Here is a 19762-nt window from a genome sequence, read left to right as displayed (position 1 = left end):
GGCCGAAGTAATTCCGCGCCCCGGTACGCCTTGCGTCCGGGGCGTTCGTTTTGTCGCCGGCCCCTGAATTCGGTAGTGCGCGTTCACGAACCGACATCAGAGAGGAGGCGAAGTATGGCGAAGCCTGAAAAGGTCACCGCTGTCGCGGAGATCGCGGAGCAGTTCAAGAACTCCACGGCCACTGTTGTCACGGAATACCGTGGCCTGTCGGTCGGCAAGCTCACCGAGCTGCGTCGCGCGCTCGGCGCGGACGCTACGTACTCCGTCGCCAAGAACACCCTGGTCAAGCTCGCTGCCGGCGAAGCCGGTGTCGCGGGACTGGACGACCTGTTCGTCGGCCCGACCGCGATCACCTTCATCCAGGGTGAGCCGGTCGACGCGGCCAAGGCGCTCAAGCAGTTCGCCAAGGAGAACAAGGCCCTTGTGATCAAGGGTGGGTACATGGACGGCAAAGCGCTGTCCGTGTCCGAGGTCGAGCGCATTGCCGACCTGGACTCCCGCGAGGTGCTGCTGGCCAAGCTGGCCGGCGCGTTCAAGGCCAAGCCCGCGCAGGCCGCAGGCCTGTTCAACGCCCCCGCTTCCCAGGTCGCCCGGCTCGCCGCGGCCCTGCTGGAGAAGCGTCAGGGCGAGGCTGCCGCCGCCCCGGCCGACGCCGAATAAAGACCACTAATACCCGCCTCGTGACGCGCATGCGGCGCGAGGTACACCATCGGAAGGAAACATCATGGCCAAGCTGAGCACCGAAGAACTGATCGGCGCCTTCAAGGAGCTGACCCTGCTCGAGCTCGCCGAGTTCGTCAAGGTCTTCGAGGAGACCTTCGAGGTCACCGCCGCTGCCCCCGTCGCCGTCGCCGCCGCGGGTGCCGCCCCGGCCGCCGCCGACGCCGCCGAGGAGCAGGACGAGTTCGACGTCATCCTCGAGGGTGCGGGCGACAAGAAGATCCAGGTCATCAAGGTGGTCCGTGAGATCGTCTCGGGCCTGGGCCTGAAGGAAGCCAAGGACCTGGTCGAGGGTGCCCCGAAGCCGATCCTGGAGAAGGTCGCCAAGGATGCCGCCGAGGCCGCCAAGGCGAAGCTGGAAGAGGCCGGCGCCAAGGTGTCCGTCAAGTAATTCAGCGCCTCGCGTGTGCGAACGGGCGGTCCCATTTCGGGGCCGCCCGTTTGTTATTTGTGCGGACATGCGATGGTGATACGCGCTGTATCAACCGGACGGGTTACTCTTCAGTCATATGAGGGTGTGCCCCGTCTCACTGATGGGATACAGTGACCGGACCCACAGTGTCGTGACGCACCGCCGTGATGTGAGCGCGCGGTCAGCGGGGTGGGGTGCTCGCAGGGATCAATGGAGGTAGGCGTGGGCGTCGAGGTCAGGACCGAGGGTGTAACCAAGTCCTTCGGTTCACAGCGAATTTGGCAGGACGTGTCGATCACGCTCCCCTCGGGCGAGGTGAGCGCACTGCTCGGACCCTCCGGTACCGGTAAGTCGGTGTTCCTGAAGTCGCTCATCGGTCTGTTGCGGCCCGAGCGCGGCTCCATCTTCATCGATGGCACCGACATCATGACCTGCTCCAACAAGGAGCTCTACGAGATCCGCAAGCTGTTCGGCGTGCTCTTCCAGGACGGCGCGCTGTTCGGCTCGATGAACCTCTACGACAACATCGCGTTCCCGCTTCGTGAGCACACGAAGAAGTCGGAAACCGAGATCAAGCGCGTCGTGATGGAGAAGCTCGAGCTGACGGGTCTGCTCGGCGCCGAGAACAAGCTGCCCGGTGAGATCTCCGGCGGTATGCGCAAGCGCGCCGGTCTGGCCCGCGCGCTGGTCCTCGACCCGCAGATCATCCTCGTCGACGAGCCCGACTCCGGCCTCGACCCGGTGCGTACCTCGTACCTGGCCCAGCTGCTGCTCAACATCAACGCGCAGATCGACGCCACGATCCTGATCGTGACCCACAACATCAACCTGGCCCGTACCGTGCCGGACAACATCGGCATGCTCTTCCGCCGCAATCTGGTGATGTTCGGCCCCCGCGAGGTGCTGCTCACCAGTGAGGAGCCGGTGGTCAAGCAGTTCCTCAACGGTCGCATGATCGGCCCGATCGGTATGTCGGAGGAGAAGGACGAGGCGCAGATGGCGCGCGAGCAGGCGCTCGTCGACGCCGGTCACCACCACGGTGGCGCCGAGGAGATCGACGGCATCATCCCGCAGATGAAGGCCGAGCCCGGCATGCCGGTTCGCCAGGCGGTCTTCCGCCGGCAGGCGCGGGTGCGCGAGATCATGCACACCCTGCCGCACGCGGCCCAGGTCGCGATCCGCGAGTCGCTGGATCAGTCCGACGACACCCAGGTGATGGCGGCCTACGGCTCCGACGCGCCCACCGAGACGTTCAGCAAGACGGTTCCGCACGGCCAGATCAACGGCTGACGCACGTTCCCGTTCCACAGAGCCCCGGCCCCCCGGTCGGGGCTCTGTCGCGTCCTGGCCGCCGGGAAAACCGCCTCTGACCGGCTGTTCCACGGGTTGGCGCGCACGGCGTGTCGCGGGTAAAATGACCGCCGTCCTGGCCGGGGATGCCCAGCGCGCCAGGCGATCTCACTTGCCGGGCAGTCGACGCCGCGCCACTTGACGAGGCGCGCGCGAACCGTCACCCTATTCACAACAGCCAGCTGTCACAGGGGCTCCAGCGCCCGAGAAACACCCGACGCAGCCAGCGTCACGGGTCTTCGGCGAGTTGCCGTGCGAGCAGTCGCACGGATGGTATGTTGACACTCCCTTGTCTTGGGGTGTAAGTTTGGACGTTGCGCTGGCTGCCTCCTGTCCACACCTTGATTCGCACTCGTGAGTTCCACCTTCCGGTGTTACTTCCGTTGCTGCCTGTTCGGGTTTCGTTCGGGTTGTAACCAGCGGAATTCGTAGCAGACAAGCGACGGTCGCGGACCACCACGCGACGCGCGTGAGGTGCTGGAAGGACGCATCTTGGCAGTCTCCACCCAGACCAAGGCTGGAATCCCCGGAGCCCCGTTGAGGGTTTCGTTCGCGAAGATCCGAGAGCCCTTGGAGGTGCCCGGACTTCTCGACCTACAAACGGACTCGTTCGCCTGGTTGGTCGGTACACCCGACTGGCGTGAGAAGGCGGCCGCACGCGGCGACGTCGGTCTCGCAGGCGGCCTCGAGGAGGTGCTCGAGGAGCTCTCGCCCATCGAGGACTTCTCCGGCTCGATGTCCCTGTCGTTCTCCGATCCACGATTCGAAGAGGTCAAGGCCTCCATCGATGAGTGCAAAGAGAAGGACATGACCTACGCGGCGCCCCTGTTCGTCACCGCGGAGTTCATCAACAACAACACCGGCGAGATCAAGAGCCAGACGGTCTTCATGGGCGATTTCCCCATGATGACCGACAAGGGCACCTTCATCATCAACGGCACCGAGCGTGTCGTCGTCTCGCAGCTGGTGCGTTCCCCCGGCGTCTACTTCGATCACAGCATCGACAAGGGCACCGAGAAGGACCTGCACAGCGTGCGCGTGATTCCCTCGCGTGGCGCGTGGCTGGAATTCGACGTCGACAAGCGCGACACCGTCGGCGTGCGCATCGACCGCAAGCGCCGTCAGCCGGTCACCGTGCTGCTCAAGGCGCTGGGCTGGTCGACCGAGGAGATCGTCGAGCGTTTCGGCTTCTCCGAGATCATGATGTCCACCCTGGAGAAGGACAGCACGCCCGGCCAGGACGAGGCGCTGCTCGACATCTACCGCAAGCTGCGCCCGGGCGAGCCGCCGACCAAGGAGTCCGCGCAGACCCTGCTGGAGAACCTGTTCTTCAAGGAGAAGCGCTACGACCTGGCGCGCGTCGGTCGCTACAAGATCAACAAGAAGCTCGGCATCCACGTGCACGAGCCGGTGACCTCCTCGGTGCTCACCAAGGAAGACATCGTCACCACCATCGAGTACCTGGTGCGTCTGCACGCCGGTGACCGCTCGATGACCGCCCCCGGTGGCGAAGAGGTCCCCGTCGAGATCGACGACATCGACCACTTCGGCAACCGTCGTCTGCGCACCGTCGGCGAGCTGATCCAGAACCAGATCCGCGTCGGCCTGTCCCGCATGGAGCGCGTGGTCCGCGAGCGGATGACGACTCAGGACGTCGAGGCGATCACGCCGCAGACCCTGATCAACATCCGTCCCGTCGTGGCCGCGATCAAGGAGTTCTTCGGAACTTCGCAGCTGTCGCAGTTCATGGACCAGAACAACCCGCTCTCGGGTCTGACCCACAAGCGCCGCCTGTCGGCGCTTGGCCCGGGTGGTCTGTCCCGTGAGCGCGCCGGTCTGGAAGTTCGTGACGTCCACCCGTCGCACTACGGCCGCATGTGCCCGATCGAGACCCCGGAAGGCCCGAACATCGGCCTGATCGGTTCGCTGTCGGTGTACGCGCGGGTCAACCCGTTCGGCTTCATCGAGACCCCGTACCGCCGGGTCATCGACGGCAAGGTGACCGACGAGGTCAAGTACCTGACCGCCGACGAGGAAGACCGCTACGTTCGCGCGCAGGCCAACTCCCCGGTCGACGCCGAGGGCCGCTTCCTCGAGGAGAAGGTCCTCGTCCGCCGTGCGGGCGAAGAGGTCGAGTTCGTGACGCCGGCCCAGGTCGACTACATGGACATCTCGCCGCGCCAGATGGTGTCGGTCGCGACGGCCATGATCCCGTTCCTCGAGCACGACGACGCCAACCGTGCCCTGATGGGCGCGAACATGCAGCGCCAGGCCGTGCCGCTGATCCGTTCCGAGGCCCCCATCGTGGGCACCGGTATGGAGCTGCGCGCCGCGGTCGACGCGGGCGATGTCGTGGTGAACGAGAAGCCGGGTGTGGTCGAGGAGGTCTCGGCCGACTACGTCACCGTGATGGCCGACGACGGCAGCCGCAAGTCCTACCGGATGCGCAAGTTCAACCGCTCCAACCAGGGCACCTGCTCGAACCAGCGTCCGATCGTGGACGAGGGTCAGCGGGTGGAGTCGGGCCAGGTCCTGGCCGACGGCCCCTGCACCGAGAACGGTGAGATGGCGCTGGGCAAGAACCTGCTCGTCGCGATCATGCCGTGGGAAGGCCACAACTACGAGGACGCGATCATCCTGTCGCAGCGCCTCGTGGAAGAGGACGTTCTCACCTCGATCCACATCGAAGAGCACGAGATCGACGCCCGCGACACCAAGCTGGGCGCCGAGGAGATCACCCGGGACATCCCGAACGTCTCCGACGAGGTGCTGGCCGATCTGGACGAGCGCGGCATCATCCGCATCGGTGCCGAGGTCCGCGACGGCGACATCCTGGTCGGCAAGGTCACGCCCAAGGGCGAGACCGAGCTGACCCCGGAAGAGCGTCTGCTGCGCGCGATCTTCGGTGAGAAGGCGCGCGAAGTGCGCGACACCTCGCTCAAGGTGCCCCACGGTGAGTCGGGCAAGGTCATCGGCATCCGCGTGTTCTCGCGCGAGGACGACGACGATCTGCCTCCCGGTGTCAACGAGCTGGTCCGCGTCTACGTGGCCCAGAAGCGCAAGATCCAGGACGGCGACAAGCTCGCCGGTCGCCACGGCAACAAGGGCGTCATCGGCAAGATTCTCCCCATCGAGGACATGCCGTTCATGCCCGACGGCACCCCGGTCGACATCATCCTGAACACCCACGGTGTGCCGCGTCGTATGAACATCGGCCAGATCCTGGAAACCCATCTCGGGTGGATCGGTAAGGCCGGCTGGAACATCGACGTCGCGACCGACGGCACCCGTCCGGACTGGGCGGCCTCGCTGCCCGAGCAGATGCTGGGTGCTCCGGCCGACTCCAACATCGCGACCCCGGTGTTCGACGGTGCCAAGGACGACGAGCTGACCGGTCTGCTCGGCTCGACCCTGCCCAACCGCGACGGCGAGCGCATGGTCGACGAGAACGGCAAGTCGACCCTGTTCGACGGTCGCTCCGGCGAGCCGTTCCCGTACCCGGTCGCGGTCGGTTACATGTACATCCTGAAGCTGCACCACCTGGTCGACGACAAGATCCACGCCCGTTCGACCGGCCCGTACTCGATGATCACCCAGCAGCCGCTGGGTGGTAAGGCGCAGTTCGGTGGTCAGCGTTTCGGTGAGATGGAGTGCTGGGCCATGCAGGCCTACGGCGCGGCGTACACGCTGCAGGAACTCCTGACCATCAAGTCCGACGACGTGGTGGGCCGTGTGAAGGTCTACGAGGCGATCGTCAAGGGCGAGAACATTCCGGAGCCGGGCATTCCGGAGTCGTTCAAGGTGCTCCTCAAGGAACTCCAGTCGCTGTGCCTCAACGTGGAGGTCCTGTCCTCGGACGGCGCCGCGATCGAGATGCGTGACGGCGACGACGAGGATCTGGAGCGCGCCGCGGCGAACCTGGGCATCAACCTGTCCAGGAACGAAGCGGCCACCGTCGACGATTTGGCGAACTAGGTGGTAAGCGCGGGTGGCCGTTCCCTGGAACGAACGGCCCCCGCGCTCCGCGATCGACAACTAGTGAACTTTTGCTCGAATTCGACCCGAACAGGGGAAAGGAAGTTACGTGCTAGACGTCAACTTCTTCGATGAACTCCGGATCGGCCTGGCCACCGCCGAAGACATTCGGCAGTGGTCCTTCGGCGAGGTCAAGAAGCCGGAGACCATCAACTACCGCACGCTCAAGCCGGAGAAGGACGGGCTCTTCTGCGAGAAGATCTTCGGTCCCACCCGGGACTGGGAGTGCTACTGCGGCAAGTACAAGCGTGTCCGGTTCAAGGGCATCATCTGTGAGCGCTGTGGCGTCGAGGTGACTCGCGCCAAGGTGCGTCGTGAGCGGATGGGCCACATCGAGCTGGCCGCCCCGGTCACCCACATCTGGTACTTCAAGGGCGTTCCCTCGCGCTTGGGCTACCTGCTGGATCTGGCGCCGAAGGATCTCGAGAAGATCATCTACTTCGCCGCCTACGTCATCGTCGGTGTCGACGAGGAGCTGCGCCACAACGAGCTCAGCACCCTCGAGGCCGAGATGGAGGTCGAGAAGAAGGCCGTCGCCGATCAGCGCGACGCCGATCTCGAGGCCCGCGCGCAGAAGCTCGAGGCCGACCTGGCCGAGCTCGAGGCCGAGGGTGCCAAGTCCGACGTGCGCCGCAAGGTCAAGGACGGCGGCGAGCGCGAGATGCGTCAGCTGCGCGACCGCGCCCAGCGTGAGCTGGATCGTCTCGACGAGATCTGGACCACCTTCACCAAGCTGGCCGTCAAGCAGCTCATCGTCGACGAGGTGCTCTACCGCGAGCTCGTCGACCGCTACGGCGAGTACTTCACCGGCGCCATGGGTGCGGAGTCCATCCAGAAGCTGATGGAGAACTTCGACATCGACGCCGAGGCCGAGAACCTGCGCGAGACCATTCGCTCGGGCAAGGGCCAGAAGAAGCTGCGCGCGCTCAAGCGCCTCAAGGTCGTCGCGGCCTTCCAGGCCAACGGCAACTCGCCCATGGGCATGGTGCTCGACGCTGTTCCGGTGATCCCGCCGGAGCTGCGCCCGATGGTTCAGCTCGACGGTGGCCGTTTCGCCACCTCCGACCTGAACGACCTGTACCGCCGCGTGATCAACCGCAACAACCGCCTCAAGCGACTGATCGATCTGGGTGCGCCCGAGATCATCGTCAACAACGAGAAGCGGATGCTGCAGGAGTCCGTGGACGCGCTGTTCGACAACGGCCGTCGCGGCCGTCCGGTCACCGGACCGGGCAACCGCCCGCTGAAGTCGCTGAGCGATCTGCTCAAGGGCAAGCAGGGCCGGTTCCGTCAGAACCTGCTCGGCAAGCGCGTCGACTACTCGGGCCGTTCGGTCATCGTCGTCGGTCCGCAGCTCAAGCTGCACCAGTGTGGTCTGCCGAAGCTGATGGCGCTCGAGCTGTTCAAGCCGTTCGTCATGAAGCGCCTGGTGGATCTCAACCACGCGCAGAACATCAAGTCCGCCAAGCGGATGGTCGAGCGTCAGCGTCCCCAGGTGTGGGATGTCCTCGAAGAGGTCATCGCCGAGCACCCGGTGCTGCTCAACCGCGCGCCCACCCTGCACCGCCTCGGTATCCAGGCCTTCGAGCCGCAGCTGGTCGAAGGCAAGGCCATCCAGCTGCACCCGCTGGTGTGTGAGGCGTTCAACGCCGACTTCGACGGTGACCAGATGGCCGTGCACCTCCCGCTGTCGGCGGAGGCGCAGGCCGAGGCGCGCATCCTGATGCTGTCGTCGAACAACATCCTGTCCCCGGCCTCGGGTCGCCCGCTGGCGATGCCGCGACTGGACATGGTGACCGGCCTGTTCTACCTGACTCGTCTCGACGAGAACGGCAAGGGCAGCTACCGGGCGCCTGCCAAGGACACCCCGGAGCAGGGCGTGTACTCCTCGCCCGCCGAGGCGCAGATGGCGGTCGACCGCGATGAGCTGACCGTGCGTTCCACCATCCGGGTCCGGCTCACCGAGCAGCGCCCGCCGCGCGAGATCGAGGCGGAGCTGTTCCCCGAGGGCTGGAACCGCGGCGACGCGTGGCTGGCCGAGACCACCCTGGGTCGCGTGCTGTTCAACGATCTGCTCCCGGCGGACTACGCGTTCATCAACGAGCCGATGCCGAAGAAGCGGCAGGCCACGATCATCAACGATCTGGCCGAGCGCTACCCGATGATCGTGGTGGCGCAGACCGTCGACAAGCTCAAGGATGCCGGCTTCTACTGGGCCACGCGTTCGGGTGTCACCGTCTCCATGTCGGACGTGCTCGTTCCGCCGGAGAAGGCCGACATCATGGAGCGTTACGAGTCCATGGCCGATCAGATCGAGAAGAAGTACCAGCGTGGTGCGCTCGATCACCAGGAGCGCAACAACGCCCTGGTCAAGATCTGGCAGGAAGCGACCGAAGAGGTGGGTGCCGCGCTGCGTACCCACTACCCGCCGGACAACCCGATCATCACGATCGTCGACTCCGGCGCGACGGGTAACTTCACCCAGACCCGTACCCTGGCCGGCATGAAGGGCCTGGTGACGAACCCGAAGGGTGAGTTCATCCCGCGCCCGATCAAGTCCTCGTTCCGTGAGGGCCTGACCGTGCTCGAGTACTTCATCAACACCCACGGTGCTCGCAAGGGTCTGGCCGACACCGCGCTGCGTACCGCCGACTCGGGTTACCTGACCCGTCGTCTGGTGGACGTCTCGCAGGACGTCATCGTGCGCGAGCACGACTGTGGCACCGAGCGCGGCATCGTCGTGCCGATCGCGGAGAAGCAGGCCGACGGCTCGCTCATCCGGGACGCGCACGTCGAGACCTCGACCTACGCCCGCACCCTGGCGACCGACGCGGTCGACGCCAAGGGCAACGTGGTCGTGGCCAAGGGCGCCGATCTCGGCGACCCGGCGCTGGAGGCGCTGCTCGACGCCGGTATCACCGAGGTGAAGGTCCGCTCCGTGCTGACCTGCACCACCGGCACCGGCGTCTGCGCCACCTGCTACGGCCGCTCGATGGCCACCGGCAAGCTGGTCGACATCGGCGAGGCCGTCGGCATCGTCGCCGCCCAGTCCATCGGTGAGCCCGGTACCCAGCTGACCATGCGTACCTTCCACCAGGGTGGCGTCGCCGGCGACGACATCACCGGTGGTCTGCCGCGTGTCCAGGAGCTCTTCGAAGCTCGTGTGCCCAAGGGCAAGGCGCCCATCGCCGAGGTCTCGGGTCGCGTGCGCCTCGAGGACGACGACCGCTTCTACAAGATCACGATCATCCCTGATGACGGGTCCGAGGAAGTCGTCTACGACAAGCTCTCGAAGCGTCAGCGTCTGCGTGTGTTCAAGCACGACGACGGCTCCGAGCGCCTGCTGGCCGACGGTGACCACGTGGAGGTGGGTCAGCAGCTGCTCGAGGGCGCTGCCGATCCGCACGAGGTGCTGCGCGTGATGGGTCCCCGTCAGGTGCAGGTCCACCTGGTCCACGAAGTCCAGGAGGTCTACCGCTCGCAGGGTGTGTCGATCCACGACAAGCACATCGAGGTCATCGTGCGCCAGATGCTGCGTCGCGTGACGATCATCGATTCCGGTGCCACGGAGTTCCTGCCCGGTTCGCTCACCGAGCGGTCCGAGTTCGAGGCCTCCAACCGTCGCGTCGTCGCCGAAGGCAACGAGCCCGCGTCGGGTCGCCCGGTGCTGATGGGTATCACCAAGGCGTCGCTGGCCACCGATTCGTGGCTGTCGGCGGCCTCCTTCCAGGAGACCACCCGAGTGCTGACGGACGCGGCGATCAACTGCCGCTCCGACAAGCTGATCGGCCTGAAGGAGAACGTGATCATCGGCAAGCTGATCCCGGCCGGTACCGGTATCAACCGTTACCGCAACATCCAGGTTCAGCCCACCGAGGAAGCCCGTGCCGCGGCGTACGCGGTGCCGTCCTACGACGACACCTACTACTCCCCGGACAGCTTCGGCTCCTCGACCGGTGCCGCGGTTCCGCTGGACGACTACGGTTTCAGCGACTACCGGTAGTCGGTAGGTAGTTCGAACCCAACGGCCCCCGCTCTTCGGAGCGGGGGCCGTTGTCGTTGGACTTGACCTCGACTCGAGTTGAGGTTTTAGCGTGAGGGGCAGTTGATCTCACGAAAGCAGGTTGGACATGATTCTGGTGACCGGAGCCACCGGCAACATCGGCGGCTCGTTGCTGAAGGAACTGCGCACAGTCGACGCCGGACCGGTCAGGGCGCTCACTCGCGACCGCGCCGCGGCCCGATTCCCGAGTGGAATCGAGGCGGTCGAAGGTGATCTCGCCGATCTCTCGTCGGTGCAGTCCGCGTTGGACGGCGTGCGATCCCTGTTCCTCGTACCCCGCCTCGGCCCCGACGCCGAGATCCTGGACCTGGCAAGGGAATCCGGCGTAGAGCACGTGGTCCTGGTCTCCTCGATCACCGTGCAGACCCACCCCCACCTCGGCCCCGCCGCCGACAACGCCACGACCGAGAAACTCCTCGAAGCCAGCGGCATGGCCTGGACCATCCTGCGCCCCACCCAGTTCGCCTCGAACGCCCTGCTGTGGGCTCCCTCGATCCGGTCCCGCCAACCGATCGAACTGCCCTACCTCGACGCGACCCTGCCCACCATCCACCCCGCCGACATCGCCGCCGTGGCCCGCGTCGCCCTCACCGAACCGGGCCACACCGGCAACCACTACGCCCTGACCGGCCCCGAACCCCTCAGCGCCCGAACCCAACTCACCACCATCGCAACCCTCCTGCACCGCACCATCCCCCTCACCGAAATCACCCGAGCCCAGGCCCGCCCCACCACCGCCGCCCTCTTCGGCGAAGAAGCCGCCGACGCCGTCCTCGACGTCACCGGAGGCGACCTCAACCCCGAGATCCAGCAGGTTCGCGACACGGTCCCAGACGTCACCGGCAAACCGGGCCGAACCTTTCGGCAGTGGGTGATCGAGAACGCCGACGCCTTCCGGTGATGCCATCGTCGGGCTTGCTGCTGCACCCTGGTCTGTGCGTCAGCGTCGGTGGGTTCGCTTACCGGCTCGGCGGGCGAAGTCGTCGAGGGCGTCGAGAACCTCTCTGGCCTGCCACAGGCGGTTGCGGCGCAGACCGGTGAATTCGGTGAGGACGCCGACCTCGACCAGGGCGCTGATGGTGCGCACCGCGTTGGAGTCGGTGATCCCCAAAGCGTCGGCCGCGGTCGGGGCATCCAGGACCGGTTGGCGCAGGGCGATGTCGATCAAACGCCACGGGGTGGATCCGCGTCTGCTGCGGATCACCGATTCCCATCGTTCGCGGATGGTGTGGATGTCCTCGACGAGCATTCGCGCGTTGCCGAGAGCGGTGAAGGTGGCTTCGGCGACTTGGTGCACGATCGGGGCCGGGTCACCGGCGCGGTAGGCGGTGAGGGCGGCGAAGTAGTCGTCGACACGGGTCAGCAGGCCGGCGGCGATGGGGACCGTCGCCTGCTCGGTGACACCTTTGGACCGCAGCATCGCGTGCATAAGCGCCCGGCCGGTGCGCCCGTTACCGTCGACGAAAGGGTGGATCGTCTCGAACTGGGCATGCGCGATGGCGGTGTGGGCGAGCGCCGGAATGTTGTCGCGCCGGATGAACGCGAGGAGGTCGTCGATCGAACCCTGGACCCGGGTGTGGTGTGGTGCGACGAAAGCTGCCCCGTGGGGGCCGACGGTGTCACCGCCGATCCACACCTGCTCCGATCGCCAACGTCCTGCCGTTTCGGGATCGTGGACCATCAGGGCGGTGTGCATGTCGAGCAGCAGTCGCTCGTCGATGTCGCCATCCAGATTCATCGCGGTCCGCATGGCTCGAACATTGCCGACGATCTCGACCGCATTGCGTTGATCACCACCGCCGATCTCGGCCAGCGCGATGGCCTTCGCCCCCGAGGTCAGGTGTTCGATCTGGGACGAGGACGCGGATTCGGTCCGCAGCAGGATCGCGCCGAACGGCGTGAGGTCGGCGCCGACCATGGTGTCGAATCGAGTGATCTCGAAAGTTGCCTCGTCCGCGATCGCCAAGACGTCGGTGGGTAACCGGACGGCCCGATCAGCGATCGACGGTGCGATCGCTGCCTCGTATGCCCCTCGATGGCGCTCTCGTATCCGACGTGAGAGCAGCTCTGCCGGAATGGTCGAGATCCAGTCGTGGGATTCCCTCGTGACCGCAGGCCACGCGGTATCTGATGACATCCTCTCATTTTATCATCAGATATCACCTAAATGATTACTGCCGGTGATTGGATCCTCGGCTATCGCTGGTGGTCGGCGGCCGGTTGGGTCGTCGCTGGTGGTTCCTCGGTGGCAGCGGGTGTTTCCGGATCGCCGATCGGGATCGGGGTGGGTTCGCCTAGGCGGACGGTGATCACGCCGATGAGGATGAGGGTGCCGCCGAGGAGTTGGATGGGGCGGGGGGCTTCGGCGAGGAGGGCCCAGGCGAACAGGAGGGCGGCGAGGACTTCGGTGAGGGCCACGAAGGAGGCGAGGCGGGCGCCGAGGCGGCGGGTGGCGGCGATGCCGGTGGCGTAGGCGATGGCGGCGGTGACGATGCCGATGGTGAGGATGGGGATCCACCAGGGGGTGGTGAAGTCGGCGAAGACGACCTGTTCGGTGGTGGCGCGCAGGGGGACGATGCCGACGATGCCCGCGAGCAGCAGGGTGATGCCGCCGATCAGCAGTCCGCCCGCGGCGAGCACGGTGCCGGGCAGGTCGACGCCGTGGGCGGACAGGACGAAATAGGCCGCGGCGCCGACCATGGAGCCCAGCGCCCAGGCGATGCCGATCGGGTCGGCGGACAGGCCCGAGACCACGTCGAGGACCAGCAGCAGCCCGGCGATGCCGAGTACGGCGCCCGCGACGGTCGCCGCGCCGGGCCGCTGCCGGTGGCGCACCCACAGCCAGCCGACGACGGCGATCGGCGCGGTGAACTCGATCAGCAGCGCGGAGCCGACCTCCATGTGCGCGACGGCGTTGAAGTAGGCGAGCTGTGTGCCCGCCACGGCGACCAGGCCGTAGGCGATGATGAGAGGTGCGTTGGCGCGCAACAGATTCCAGTTGCCGCGCAGCTGGGAGAGTGCCAGCGGGAGCAGGACCGCAGCGGCGAGCAGGACCCGCACGGCGACGACCGCGGCGGCGCTCCAGCCCGCGTTCATCAGGCCGCGCGCCAGCGGGCCGGACAGGCCGAACGACGAGGCCGAGACCATCGCGAACAGCAGTCCGGCGCGGAGCCGGTTGCCCGCCACCCCGTCATGAGTCAAAGTCGCCATGACTAATGACGGTAGGGAGGGTGCGGTAATATGTCAACGTGGTTTTTGCTCATGACACCGAGGCATCGCTGCTGTCCGCGGTCGAACTGGTCAACTCCGCCGAAGACCCCGACACGTTGACCGGGACCGCCCAGCTCGCCGAGTTCTTCGTCCGGCACGTCTACACCGGCGCGCACGCCGGTGACGCCGCCGAACTCGCCGCCGTGCGAGCTCTGCGCGCGCCCCTGCGCCGCCTGCTCACCAGCGACCGCGACACGGCCGTCACGCTGGTCAACGCCACCCTCGCCGAGCACAACGCCCTTCCGCAGCTCGTGCGCCACGGCGAGGTCGACTACCACGTGCACGCCGTCGCGGCGGACGCCCCGCTGCCGGTCCGCATCGCCGTGGAGACCGCGATGGCCATGATCGACCTGATCCGCGCCGATGACCTGAGCAGGCTCTCGATCTGCGCCGACGACAACTGCGCGGGACTGGTGCTCGACCTGTCGCGCAACCGGTCGCGTCGCTATTGCAGCACCGCGTGCGGCAACCGCAATGCTGTCGCGGCGTACCGCGCGCGGCAGCGCTAGACGGGGAGTCGAGGCCCTCCGCGCGCGGCAGTGCTAGGCGCGGAGTGGAGGCCCTCCGCGCGCGGCAGCGCTAGGCGCGAAGTGGAGGTGCGCCGCGATGGTGAGCGCACACCAGCGGTGTGGGCAGTACACGGCTGCCTCGGAGTCGGGCACCGGGGCGGCACCGTCGGTGCACCTCAGCCGAGCTTGCGCACTTTCGGGCACTTCTTGCCCGCGAGATGGCACTTGTCCTCGAACCCGGCGGGCAGCCAGGTGCCGTTCTGCAGCAGCGGATGATGCGGGAAATGCCGCAACGCGGCGGTGACGAAAAGTAGTGGTGCCCAGGGACTCTGGATGAGCAGTTGCTGCATGGTCCCGTGCTTGTCGGGGAAGCGGCAGCCCACGCGATCCGGCGCGGTGAGATCGATACCCTCCAGCGCCGACCAGTACAGCGAGAACGCGCGGTCCGGCGCGGTCAGGTGCATCCGCCGATCCGAGATCATCGCCGTCCCGGCCCGTTCGGCCACCCAGCGCGGTTGCGCGGCCGCCTCGGCACGCAGGCGCCGGGCTTCGTTGCGTACCGCGTTGGTCAGATGGTGGGCGGCGCCGATGGCCGTTCGACCGTCCGCGCGAACCTGGCCGCGCGTCCAGTGCCCGTCCCCGGCGGCGCGCCAGGTGAACCAGTTGACCGGCCCGTCGGCCAGGCAGACCTCGCCCGGCTCGACCCGCACCCGCGTCGCCTTCGGCGGGATCTGGGCGGTGCGCCCGGTCGAGATCAGTTCGGCGACACCGCAGGTGTAGAGCAGATAGTCGTCGAACCACGTCCACCCGGCCTGTTCGGCCAGGGCGCGGTCGATGTCGGCCAGCGGGTCGAACACGTCTCTCACCACCCACTCACACGTGCGGAGTTCCTCCGTCAAAAATAGCGGAGCGTGGCGACAATGCCGCGGCGGTCAGGGCGCCCCGGTGACGTAGGCGAGCGCGGTGTCGATCGCGGGCTGTCCACCGGCCAGCGCGTACCCGGCGAGCGCGCCGATCGCCGCACCGGCGACGGTGGCGACCGGCACGGTGATGAAGTCGAGCACGAACAGGCCGAGCGGGAAACCGAGCACGAAGCCGATGGCCGCGCCGATCACCGCGCCCTCGATGATCTGCGGCTGCAGTCGCTGGGTCTCGGCGAAGAAGCGCTCCTGGGCGCTGATGTCGCGCAGCGGGGTCTCGGATTCGCCGACCGGGGTGAGGGTGAGCCGGGTGCCGGTCTCGTCGATCTCCGGCGCGAGCGGCACCGCGTGCTCGCCGGCGCGCACGACCATCGGCAGCGCCGCGATCACCGTGCCGTCGCGATCGGCGACGGTGACGACCTTTCCGTCGTGTACGAGCTCGAAGCGGCCCGCGTCGATCGTGGTGACCACCGCGCGCCGGTCCTCGGTCGCGCTCACCTCGTAGGCGAGGTCCTTGTCGATCCCGCGCAGCGACGGCGGCGCGTCGACGGCTTGCTGGGCGAGTACCGGTGTGGGTTCGGCGTGCCCGATCCCCGTCGTCGTCAGGGCGACGCCCACCGCCACCAGCGCCGCGGTCACCACAGTGCCGATCCTCATCCCGCCAAGCCTCCTGCTGTCACGCCCCGGATCGGATTCGCCCGGTCATCGCGGCAAACCTAGCCGCTGCGCGCCGTTTCGGAAAGTCCTGCGCCGTGCGGGAAGTCGTGTGGCGGGGCGTACCGGGTCGGGGCGGTGGGGCTATGAGGTGGTGGCCGGTGCGCGGCGGGCGAAGTCCGGTGCGTGTTCGGGGCGGATGCCCATGCCGCCGAGGTAGGCGGTGAGTCCGGCCAGTGGCGGTAGCGCGTCGACGATGCGGAGCGGCAGGGGAGCGGTGTCGAGGTCGCCGCGCAGGGCGGGCGCGATGAGCATGTCGTGTTCGCCGCGCTGGGAGCGCTGGGTGAAACTCGCGGGCAGCATCCGTCGGCGCTGGACTTTCTCCAGGTCGGCGGTGCGCACGGTGCCGTCGAGCAGGGGCTGTGCCAGGATCCGCGCTGCCGCCACGGCGTCCTGTACGGCCAGATTGACGCCGACCCCGCCGACCGGCGACATCGTGTGCGCGGCATCGCCGATGCACAGCAGCCCCGGCACGTACCAGCGCTCCAGCATGCCCGCGGTGACCTCGAGCAGCTTGACGTCGTCCCAGGTTTGGATCGCGGCCAAGTGCTCGGCGGGCCAGCCGAACAGTTCGCCCACCCGCTCGCGCAGCCAGCTCACCTCGTGGGCCGCCCGCAGTGCCGCGTCGCCGCCCTTCTCGATGATGTAGCCGGTCTGGTAGTAGTCGCCGCGGTCGAGCGCCACGGCGGAGTTTCCACTGGTGAAGCGGGCTTGCACGGCGCCGCCGTCGACGTCGTCCGGCGATTTGGGGATGCGCAGGAACCACATGTCCATCGGCACCTCCTCCATCCGCTGGCGCAGTCCCGCCGACTCGCGCGCCACGGAATCCCGGCCGTCGCAGGCGATTACGAGATCGGCGGCGAGGGTGTGTTCGACGCCGTCGGCATCGCGGTAGCGGACCCCGTTGACGGTGCCCGACTCGGTGGTCACGTCGGTGACGGTGGCCCGCATGCGGAGATCGAACGTCGGTTCCTCGGCCGCGGCGCTGGTCAGCAGGTCGAGGAAGTCCCACTGGGCCACCATGGCGATGTGCCGGTACCGCCCGGGGATCCGGGTCAGATCGGCGGCGACCACCATCCGATCGCCCGCGTACAGGCACATGCGGGTGAGCTCCGACCGCGGCAGCCGGGCGAACTCGGCACCCAGTCCCAGCTCGTCGATCAACCGGACCGTCGACGGATGCACCGTGTCGCCGCGGAAGTCCCGGATGAAGTCGGCGTGCTTCTCCAGTACGACGACCTCGACTCCCGCTCTGGCCAGCAACAGTCCCACCATCGCCCCGGCCGGCCCGCCGCCCACCACGCAGCATGTCGTCTTGTCCATGAGTCCCCCTCGTCGCTCGTGTCTACGACGAAGCGTAGTAGGCAAGACCGGGTCGCGTCCACGGATTCCCGAAAGGTTCTTGACCCGATGGCGATGGCGCGCAATACTGAACTAGATGGTTCAGTATGACTTCCTAGACGCCTCGTTCGGGGCGCTCGCGGACCCCACCAGGCGGGGCATCCTCGAGCGGCTCGGTCGTGGGCCCGCGAGTGTCAGTGAGCTGGCCGAGCAATTCGAGATGACCCTGACCGGCATCAAGAAGCACATCGGACTGCTCGAGGACGCGGGCATGGTGGTCACCGAGAAGCGTGGCCGGGTCCGGTACTGCCGGATCGGCGAGCACGTCTTCGATCGGGAGGTGGCCTGGATGCAGGGGTATCGGCAGATGCTCGAAGCCCGGATGGACCGTCTCGGTGAATTCCTGCAACGAACGGAGCCAGAGCGATGAGTACCAATACCAAGGACGCGGTCGTCACCTCGACCTCGGACCGCGAACTGCACATCGAACGCGAATTCGACGCACCACTGGACCGGGTGTGGGACGCCTACAGCCGGATCGAGCAGCTCTCGCGCTGGTGGGGCCGCGGCCACACGGTCGACATCGAGCGCTGGGAGTTCCGCAAGGGCGGGCACTGGCGTTTCGTCGAGCACGACGGCGACGAGTCCTACGGTTTCGAGGGCCGATTCCGCGAGATCACGCCGAAGGAACGCATCGTGCAGTCCTTCGAATGGGACGGCATGCCCGCCCACATCTCGATCGACGCGACCACCTTCGTCGACCTCGGCGACGGGCGGACCAGGGTCGTCACCGACAGTGTCTTCCACACTGCCGAGGAGTGCGCGGGCATGGTCGGCTCCGGCATGGAGACCGGCCTCAACGACAGCTACCGCGCCCTCGACGCCCTGCTGGCCGCGGGCCGCTGACCGTCACCGGTCCGGCGTCGCCCCGGATGCCGGATCGGTGCGCTCGCCGTGGCTGCAGCCCGTGGCGCGCTTGCGGGGCTTCAACCGCAGCGGCGGCAGCGGTGGTGCGGGGATCCGTTCGTCGGGGCCGTGTCCGGCGACCGAGCCGAACCGGTCGGTATCGCGGGCTTCCCACGCTTCGCGGGCCGCGACGATCTCGTCGTGACTGCGCCCGACGAAGTTCCACCACATCACCAGTTCCTCGGCGAACGGCTCGCCCCCGATCAGCGCGAAGTGCGCGCCCTCGGCACTGGTCAGCCGCAGCTCGGATCGGCTCGTGCCCAGGTAGAGCAGTGGTCCCGCGGACAGGTCGACACCGTCGACCTCGACCGTCCCGCCGATCACCAGGATCGCGTGCTCGAAAGCCCGTTCCAGGGGCAGGCGCACCTCGGCGCCCGCGTCGAGCACGACATCGGCGCCGACGATCGGGGTGTAGGCCCGCGCGGGGGAGACGGCACCGCCGAGCGACCCGATCAGCACGGTGGCCCGCAGGCCGGGCTCCTCGTAGACGGGCAGCTCCCGGTGCTGTTCGAAATGCGGATCGACCCCGGTCGCCTCGCCGGGCAACGCGATCCACAGCTGCAGCCCATTGCCCGCGTTCGCGCCCGGCACGCCGAATTCCGAGTGCACTATGCCGCGACCGGAGGTCATCAGGTTCAGCTGTCCCGGCTCGATCTCCACATCCGAGCCCACCGAATCGCGGTGCCGGATGCGGCCGTCGAACGGCCAGGTCACCGTCTGCAGGCCGATGTGCGGGTGCGGCAGGATGTCGGGGGAGGCGCCGGTCGTCGTCACCGTGGGCGAACCGAACCGGTCGAGGAAGCACCACGCGCCGACGGTCGGCAGATCACGTTGCGGCAGCGTGCGTTCCACGAACACCCCGCGGACGCCCCCGAGCGGCACCTCCCTGGCGGGATACAGCTCGGTGATCGGCCCCGGACTCGGCGAGGGCTCACACAGCGCCTCGACGGGGTCGGCCTCCAGATCGCTCATCGCGGGATGCCCTTGCCCACCACATGCGCGTCGTATTCGGGGTGCTTGTCGAGCCAGCCGCGGATGAACGGGCAGTGCGCGGTGATGGTGCGCCCGCGCGCGATCACGTCTTCGATGGCCTGCTTGGCCAGCACGCTGCCCAGACCCTTGCCCCCGAAGGCGTCGTCGATCTCGGTGTGCACGAAGTCGCTGTCGTTGCCGCGTTCCACGTACTCGGTGAACCCGGCGAGTTCGCCGCCGAAGAACACGTCGTAGCGGTTCTTCTCCTCGTTGCGGACCACCCGGCGCTCGGGCTCGGTCGACGCGGACTGTGCTGGGGTGACCTCGGACATTCCACACGCTCCTTCCGCACCGGAACCGGTGCGCTCCTCGGACCAATGCTCACGTGCGATCGCGTATTCCCGCCGGAACGTTCGCCGCCGGCGGGGTGGTGGCCGCCCTCGCGATGCTAGTGCCGTGCGCCGCGGCCCGCCCGGACCGCGGCGCACGG

16 protein-coding genes are annotated in these 19762 nt (G+C 67.4%); 9 read left to right on the top strand and 7 right to left on the bottom strand.

The window, feature by feature from the left end; translation table 11 throughout:
* The first annotated feature begins 114 nt into the window (after positions 1-114).
* The 6 genes from rplJ to ACFVVM_RS14435 all read left to right on the top strand — a co-directional run bounded on the left by rplJ (position 115) and on the right by ACFVVM_RS14435 (position 11481).
* Entirely contained in the window at positions 115-660 is a 546-nt protein-coding gene (gene rplJ / locus ACFVVM_RS14460; RefSeq protein WP_071930519.1) for a 50S ribosomal protein L10, read from the top strand.
* A gap of 64 nt (positions 661-724) precedes the next feature.
* Positions 725-1111, top strand: a complete 387-nt coding sequence (gene rplL, locus ACFVVM_RS14455) for a 50S ribosomal protein L7/L12 (RefSeq protein WP_071930518.1) — start codon at positions 725-727, stop codon at positions 1109-1111.
* A 243-nt stretch (positions 1112-1354) separates the two neighbouring features.
* Positions 1355-2422 carry an ABC transporter ATP-binding protein gene (locus ACFVVM_RS14450; RefSeq protein ID WP_387617551.1) on the top strand — a complete coding sequence of 356 codons (1068 nt, stop codon included), beginning with the start codon at positions 1355-1357 and terminating at the stop codon, positions 2420-2422.
* Positions 2423-2956: 534 nt separating this feature from the next.
* Positions 2957-6457: a DNA-directed RNA polymerase subunit beta gene (locus ACFVVM_RS14445; RefSeq protein ID WP_387617549.1), complete on the top strand. Its 3501-nt coding sequence runs from the start codon at positions 2957-2959 to the stop codon at positions 6455-6457.
* A gap of 109 nt (positions 6458-6566) precedes the next feature.
* The gene (locus ACFVVM_RS14440; RefSeq protein ID WP_387617547.1) at positions 6567-10520 is read left to right on the top strand and encodes a DNA-directed RNA polymerase subunit beta'; all 3954 of its coding nucleotides are present in this window, start codon (positions 6567-6569) and stop codon (positions 10518-10520) included.
* A 127-nt stretch (positions 10521-10647) separates the two neighbouring features.
* Positions 10648-11481 carry an SDR family oxidoreductase gene (locus tag ACFVVM_RS14435; protein ID WP_387617545.1) on the top strand — a complete coding sequence of 278 codons (834 nt, stop codon included), beginning with the start codon at positions 10648-10650 and terminating at the stop codon, positions 11479-11481.
* A 39-nt stretch (positions 11482-11520) separates the two neighbouring features.
* On the opposite strand, the gene ACFVVM_RS14430 is transcribed toward ACFVVM_RS14435, so the two are convergent.
* Both ACFVVM_RS14430 and ACFVVM_RS14425 read right to left on the bottom strand, forming a co-directional pair.
* Entirely contained in the window at positions 11521-12717 is a 1197-nt protein-coding gene (locus ACFVVM_RS14430) for a Fic family protein (protein ID WP_387617543.1), read from the bottom strand.
* A gap of 59 nt (positions 12718-12776) precedes the next feature.
* A complete protein-coding gene (locus tag ACFVVM_RS14425) occupies positions 12777-13790 on the bottom strand; it encodes a DMT family transporter (RefSeq protein WP_387617541.1) in 1014 nt (337 codons plus the stop codon).
* A gap of 38 nt (positions 13791-13828) precedes the next feature.
* On the opposite strand from ACFVVM_RS14425, the gene ACFVVM_RS14420 reads away from it, so the two are divergent.
* Positions 13829-14359 carry a CGNR zinc finger domain-containing protein gene (locus tag ACFVVM_RS14420; RefSeq protein WP_387617539.1) on the top strand — a complete coding sequence of 177 codons (531 nt, stop codon included), beginning with the start codon at positions 13829-13831 and terminating at the stop codon, positions 14357-14359.
* Between the two features lie 176 nt (positions 14360-14535).
* Here ACFVVM_RS14420 and ACFVVM_RS14415 read toward each other — a convergent pair whose 3' ends face one another.
* The 3 genes from ACFVVM_RS14415 to ACFVVM_RS14405 form a co-directional block, all read right to left on the bottom strand.
* A complete protein-coding gene (locus ACFVVM_RS14415) occupies positions 14536-15225 on the bottom strand; it encodes a hypothetical protein (protein WP_387617537.1) in 690 nt (229 codons plus the stop codon).
* Between the two features lie 66 nt (positions 15226-15291).
* Positions 15292-15936, bottom strand: coding sequence for a hypothetical protein (locus ACFVVM_RS14410; RefSeq protein WP_387617535.1), 645 nt, complete (start codon positions 15934-15936; stop codon positions 15292-15294).
* A 141-nt stretch (positions 15937-16077) separates the two neighbouring features.
* Complete coding sequence (locus tag ACFVVM_RS14405) at positions 16078-17316, bottom strand: FAD-dependent oxidoreductase (protein WP_387617533.1); 1239 nt, start codon at positions 17314-17316, stop codon at positions 16078-16080.
* Between the two features lie 115 nt (positions 17317-17431).
* On the opposite strand from ACFVVM_RS14405, the gene ACFVVM_RS14400 reads away from it, so the two are divergent.
* Entirely contained in the window at positions 17432-17764 is a 333-nt protein-coding gene (locus ACFVVM_RS14400) for an ArsR/SmtB family transcription factor (protein WP_387617531.1), read from the top strand.
* Entirely contained in the window at positions 17761-18240 is a 480-nt protein-coding gene (locus tag ACFVVM_RS14395; protein ID WP_387617529.1) for an SRPBCC family protein, read from the top strand. Before ACFVVM_RS14400 ends, ACFVVM_RS14395 begins: the two co-directional genes overlap by 4 nt.
* A 3-nt stretch (positions 18241-18243) precedes the next feature.
* On the opposite strand, the gene ACFVVM_RS14390 is transcribed toward ACFVVM_RS14395, so the two are convergent.
* Together ACFVVM_RS14390 and ACFVVM_RS14385 are read right to left on the bottom strand one after the other, a co-directional pair.
* A complete protein-coding gene (locus ACFVVM_RS14390) occupies positions 18244-19272 on the bottom strand; it encodes a pirin family protein (protein ID WP_387617527.1) in 1029 nt (342 codons plus the stop codon).
* Positions 19269-19604: a GNAT family N-acetyltransferase gene (locus tag ACFVVM_RS14385; protein ID WP_387617525.1), complete on the bottom strand. Its 336-nt coding sequence runs from the start codon at positions 19602-19604 to the stop codon at positions 19269-19271. The genes ACFVVM_RS14390 and ACFVVM_RS14385 overlap by 4 nt, the downstream gene beginning before the upstream one ends.
* Positions 19605-19762: the final 158 nt, after the last annotated feature.

Origin of the sequence: Nocardia sp. NPDC058176 (assembly GCF_042883805.1) — a bacterium.
Lineage (GTDB): Bacteria > Actinomycetota > Actinomycetes > Mycobacteriales > Mycobacteriaceae > Nocardia.
This window is presented reverse-complemented; position numbering and strand designations above follow the sequence as displayed.

Excerpts from the sequence above, each read along its gene's own strand:
- rplJ (WP_071930519.1), top strand. The coding sequence starts at position 115 with ATGGCGAAGCCTGAAAAGGTCACCGCTGTCGCGGAGATCGCGGAGCAG.
- rplL (WP_071930518.1), top strand. The coding sequence starts at position 725 with ATGGCCAAGCTGAGCACCGAAGAACTGATCGGCGCCTTCAAGGAGCTG.
- ACFVVM_RS14435 (WP_387617545.1), top strand. The coding sequence starts at position 10,648 with ATGATTCTGGTGACCGGAGCCACCGGCAACATCGGCGGCTCGTTGCTG.
- ACFVVM_RS14430 (WP_387617543.1), bottom strand. The coding sequence starts at position 12,717 with ATGTCATCAGATACCGCGTGGCCTGCGGTCACGAGGGAATCCCACGAC.
- ACFVVM_RS14425 (WP_387617541.1), bottom strand. The coding sequence starts at position 13,790 with ATGGCGACTTTGACTCATGACGGGGTGGCGGGCAACCGGCTCCGCGCC.
- ACFVVM_RS14410 (WP_387617535.1), bottom strand. The coding sequence starts at position 15,936 with ATGAGGATCGGCACTGTGGTGACCGCGGCGCTGGTGGCGGTGGGCGTC.
- ACFVVM_RS14405 (WP_387617533.1), bottom strand. The coding sequence starts at position 17,316 with ATGGACAAGACGACATGCTGCGTGGTGGGCGGCGGGCCGGCCGGGGCG.
- ACFVVM_RS14400 (WP_387617531.1), top strand. The coding sequence starts at position 17,432 with ATGGTTCAGTATGACTTCCTAGACGCCTCGTTCGGGGCGCTCGCGGAC.
- ACFVVM_RS14395 (WP_387617529.1), top strand. The coding sequence starts at position 17,761 with ATGAGTACCAATACCAAGGACGCGGTCGTCACCTCGACCTCGGACCGC.
- ACFVVM_RS14390 (WP_387617527.1), bottom strand. The coding sequence starts at position 19,272 with ATGAGCGATCTGGAGGCCGACCCCGTCGAGGCGCTGTGTGAGCCCTCG.
- ACFVVM_RS14385 (WP_387617525.1), bottom strand. The coding sequence starts at position 19,604 with ATGTCCGAGGTCACCCCAGCACAGTCCGCGTCGACCGAGCCCGAGCGC.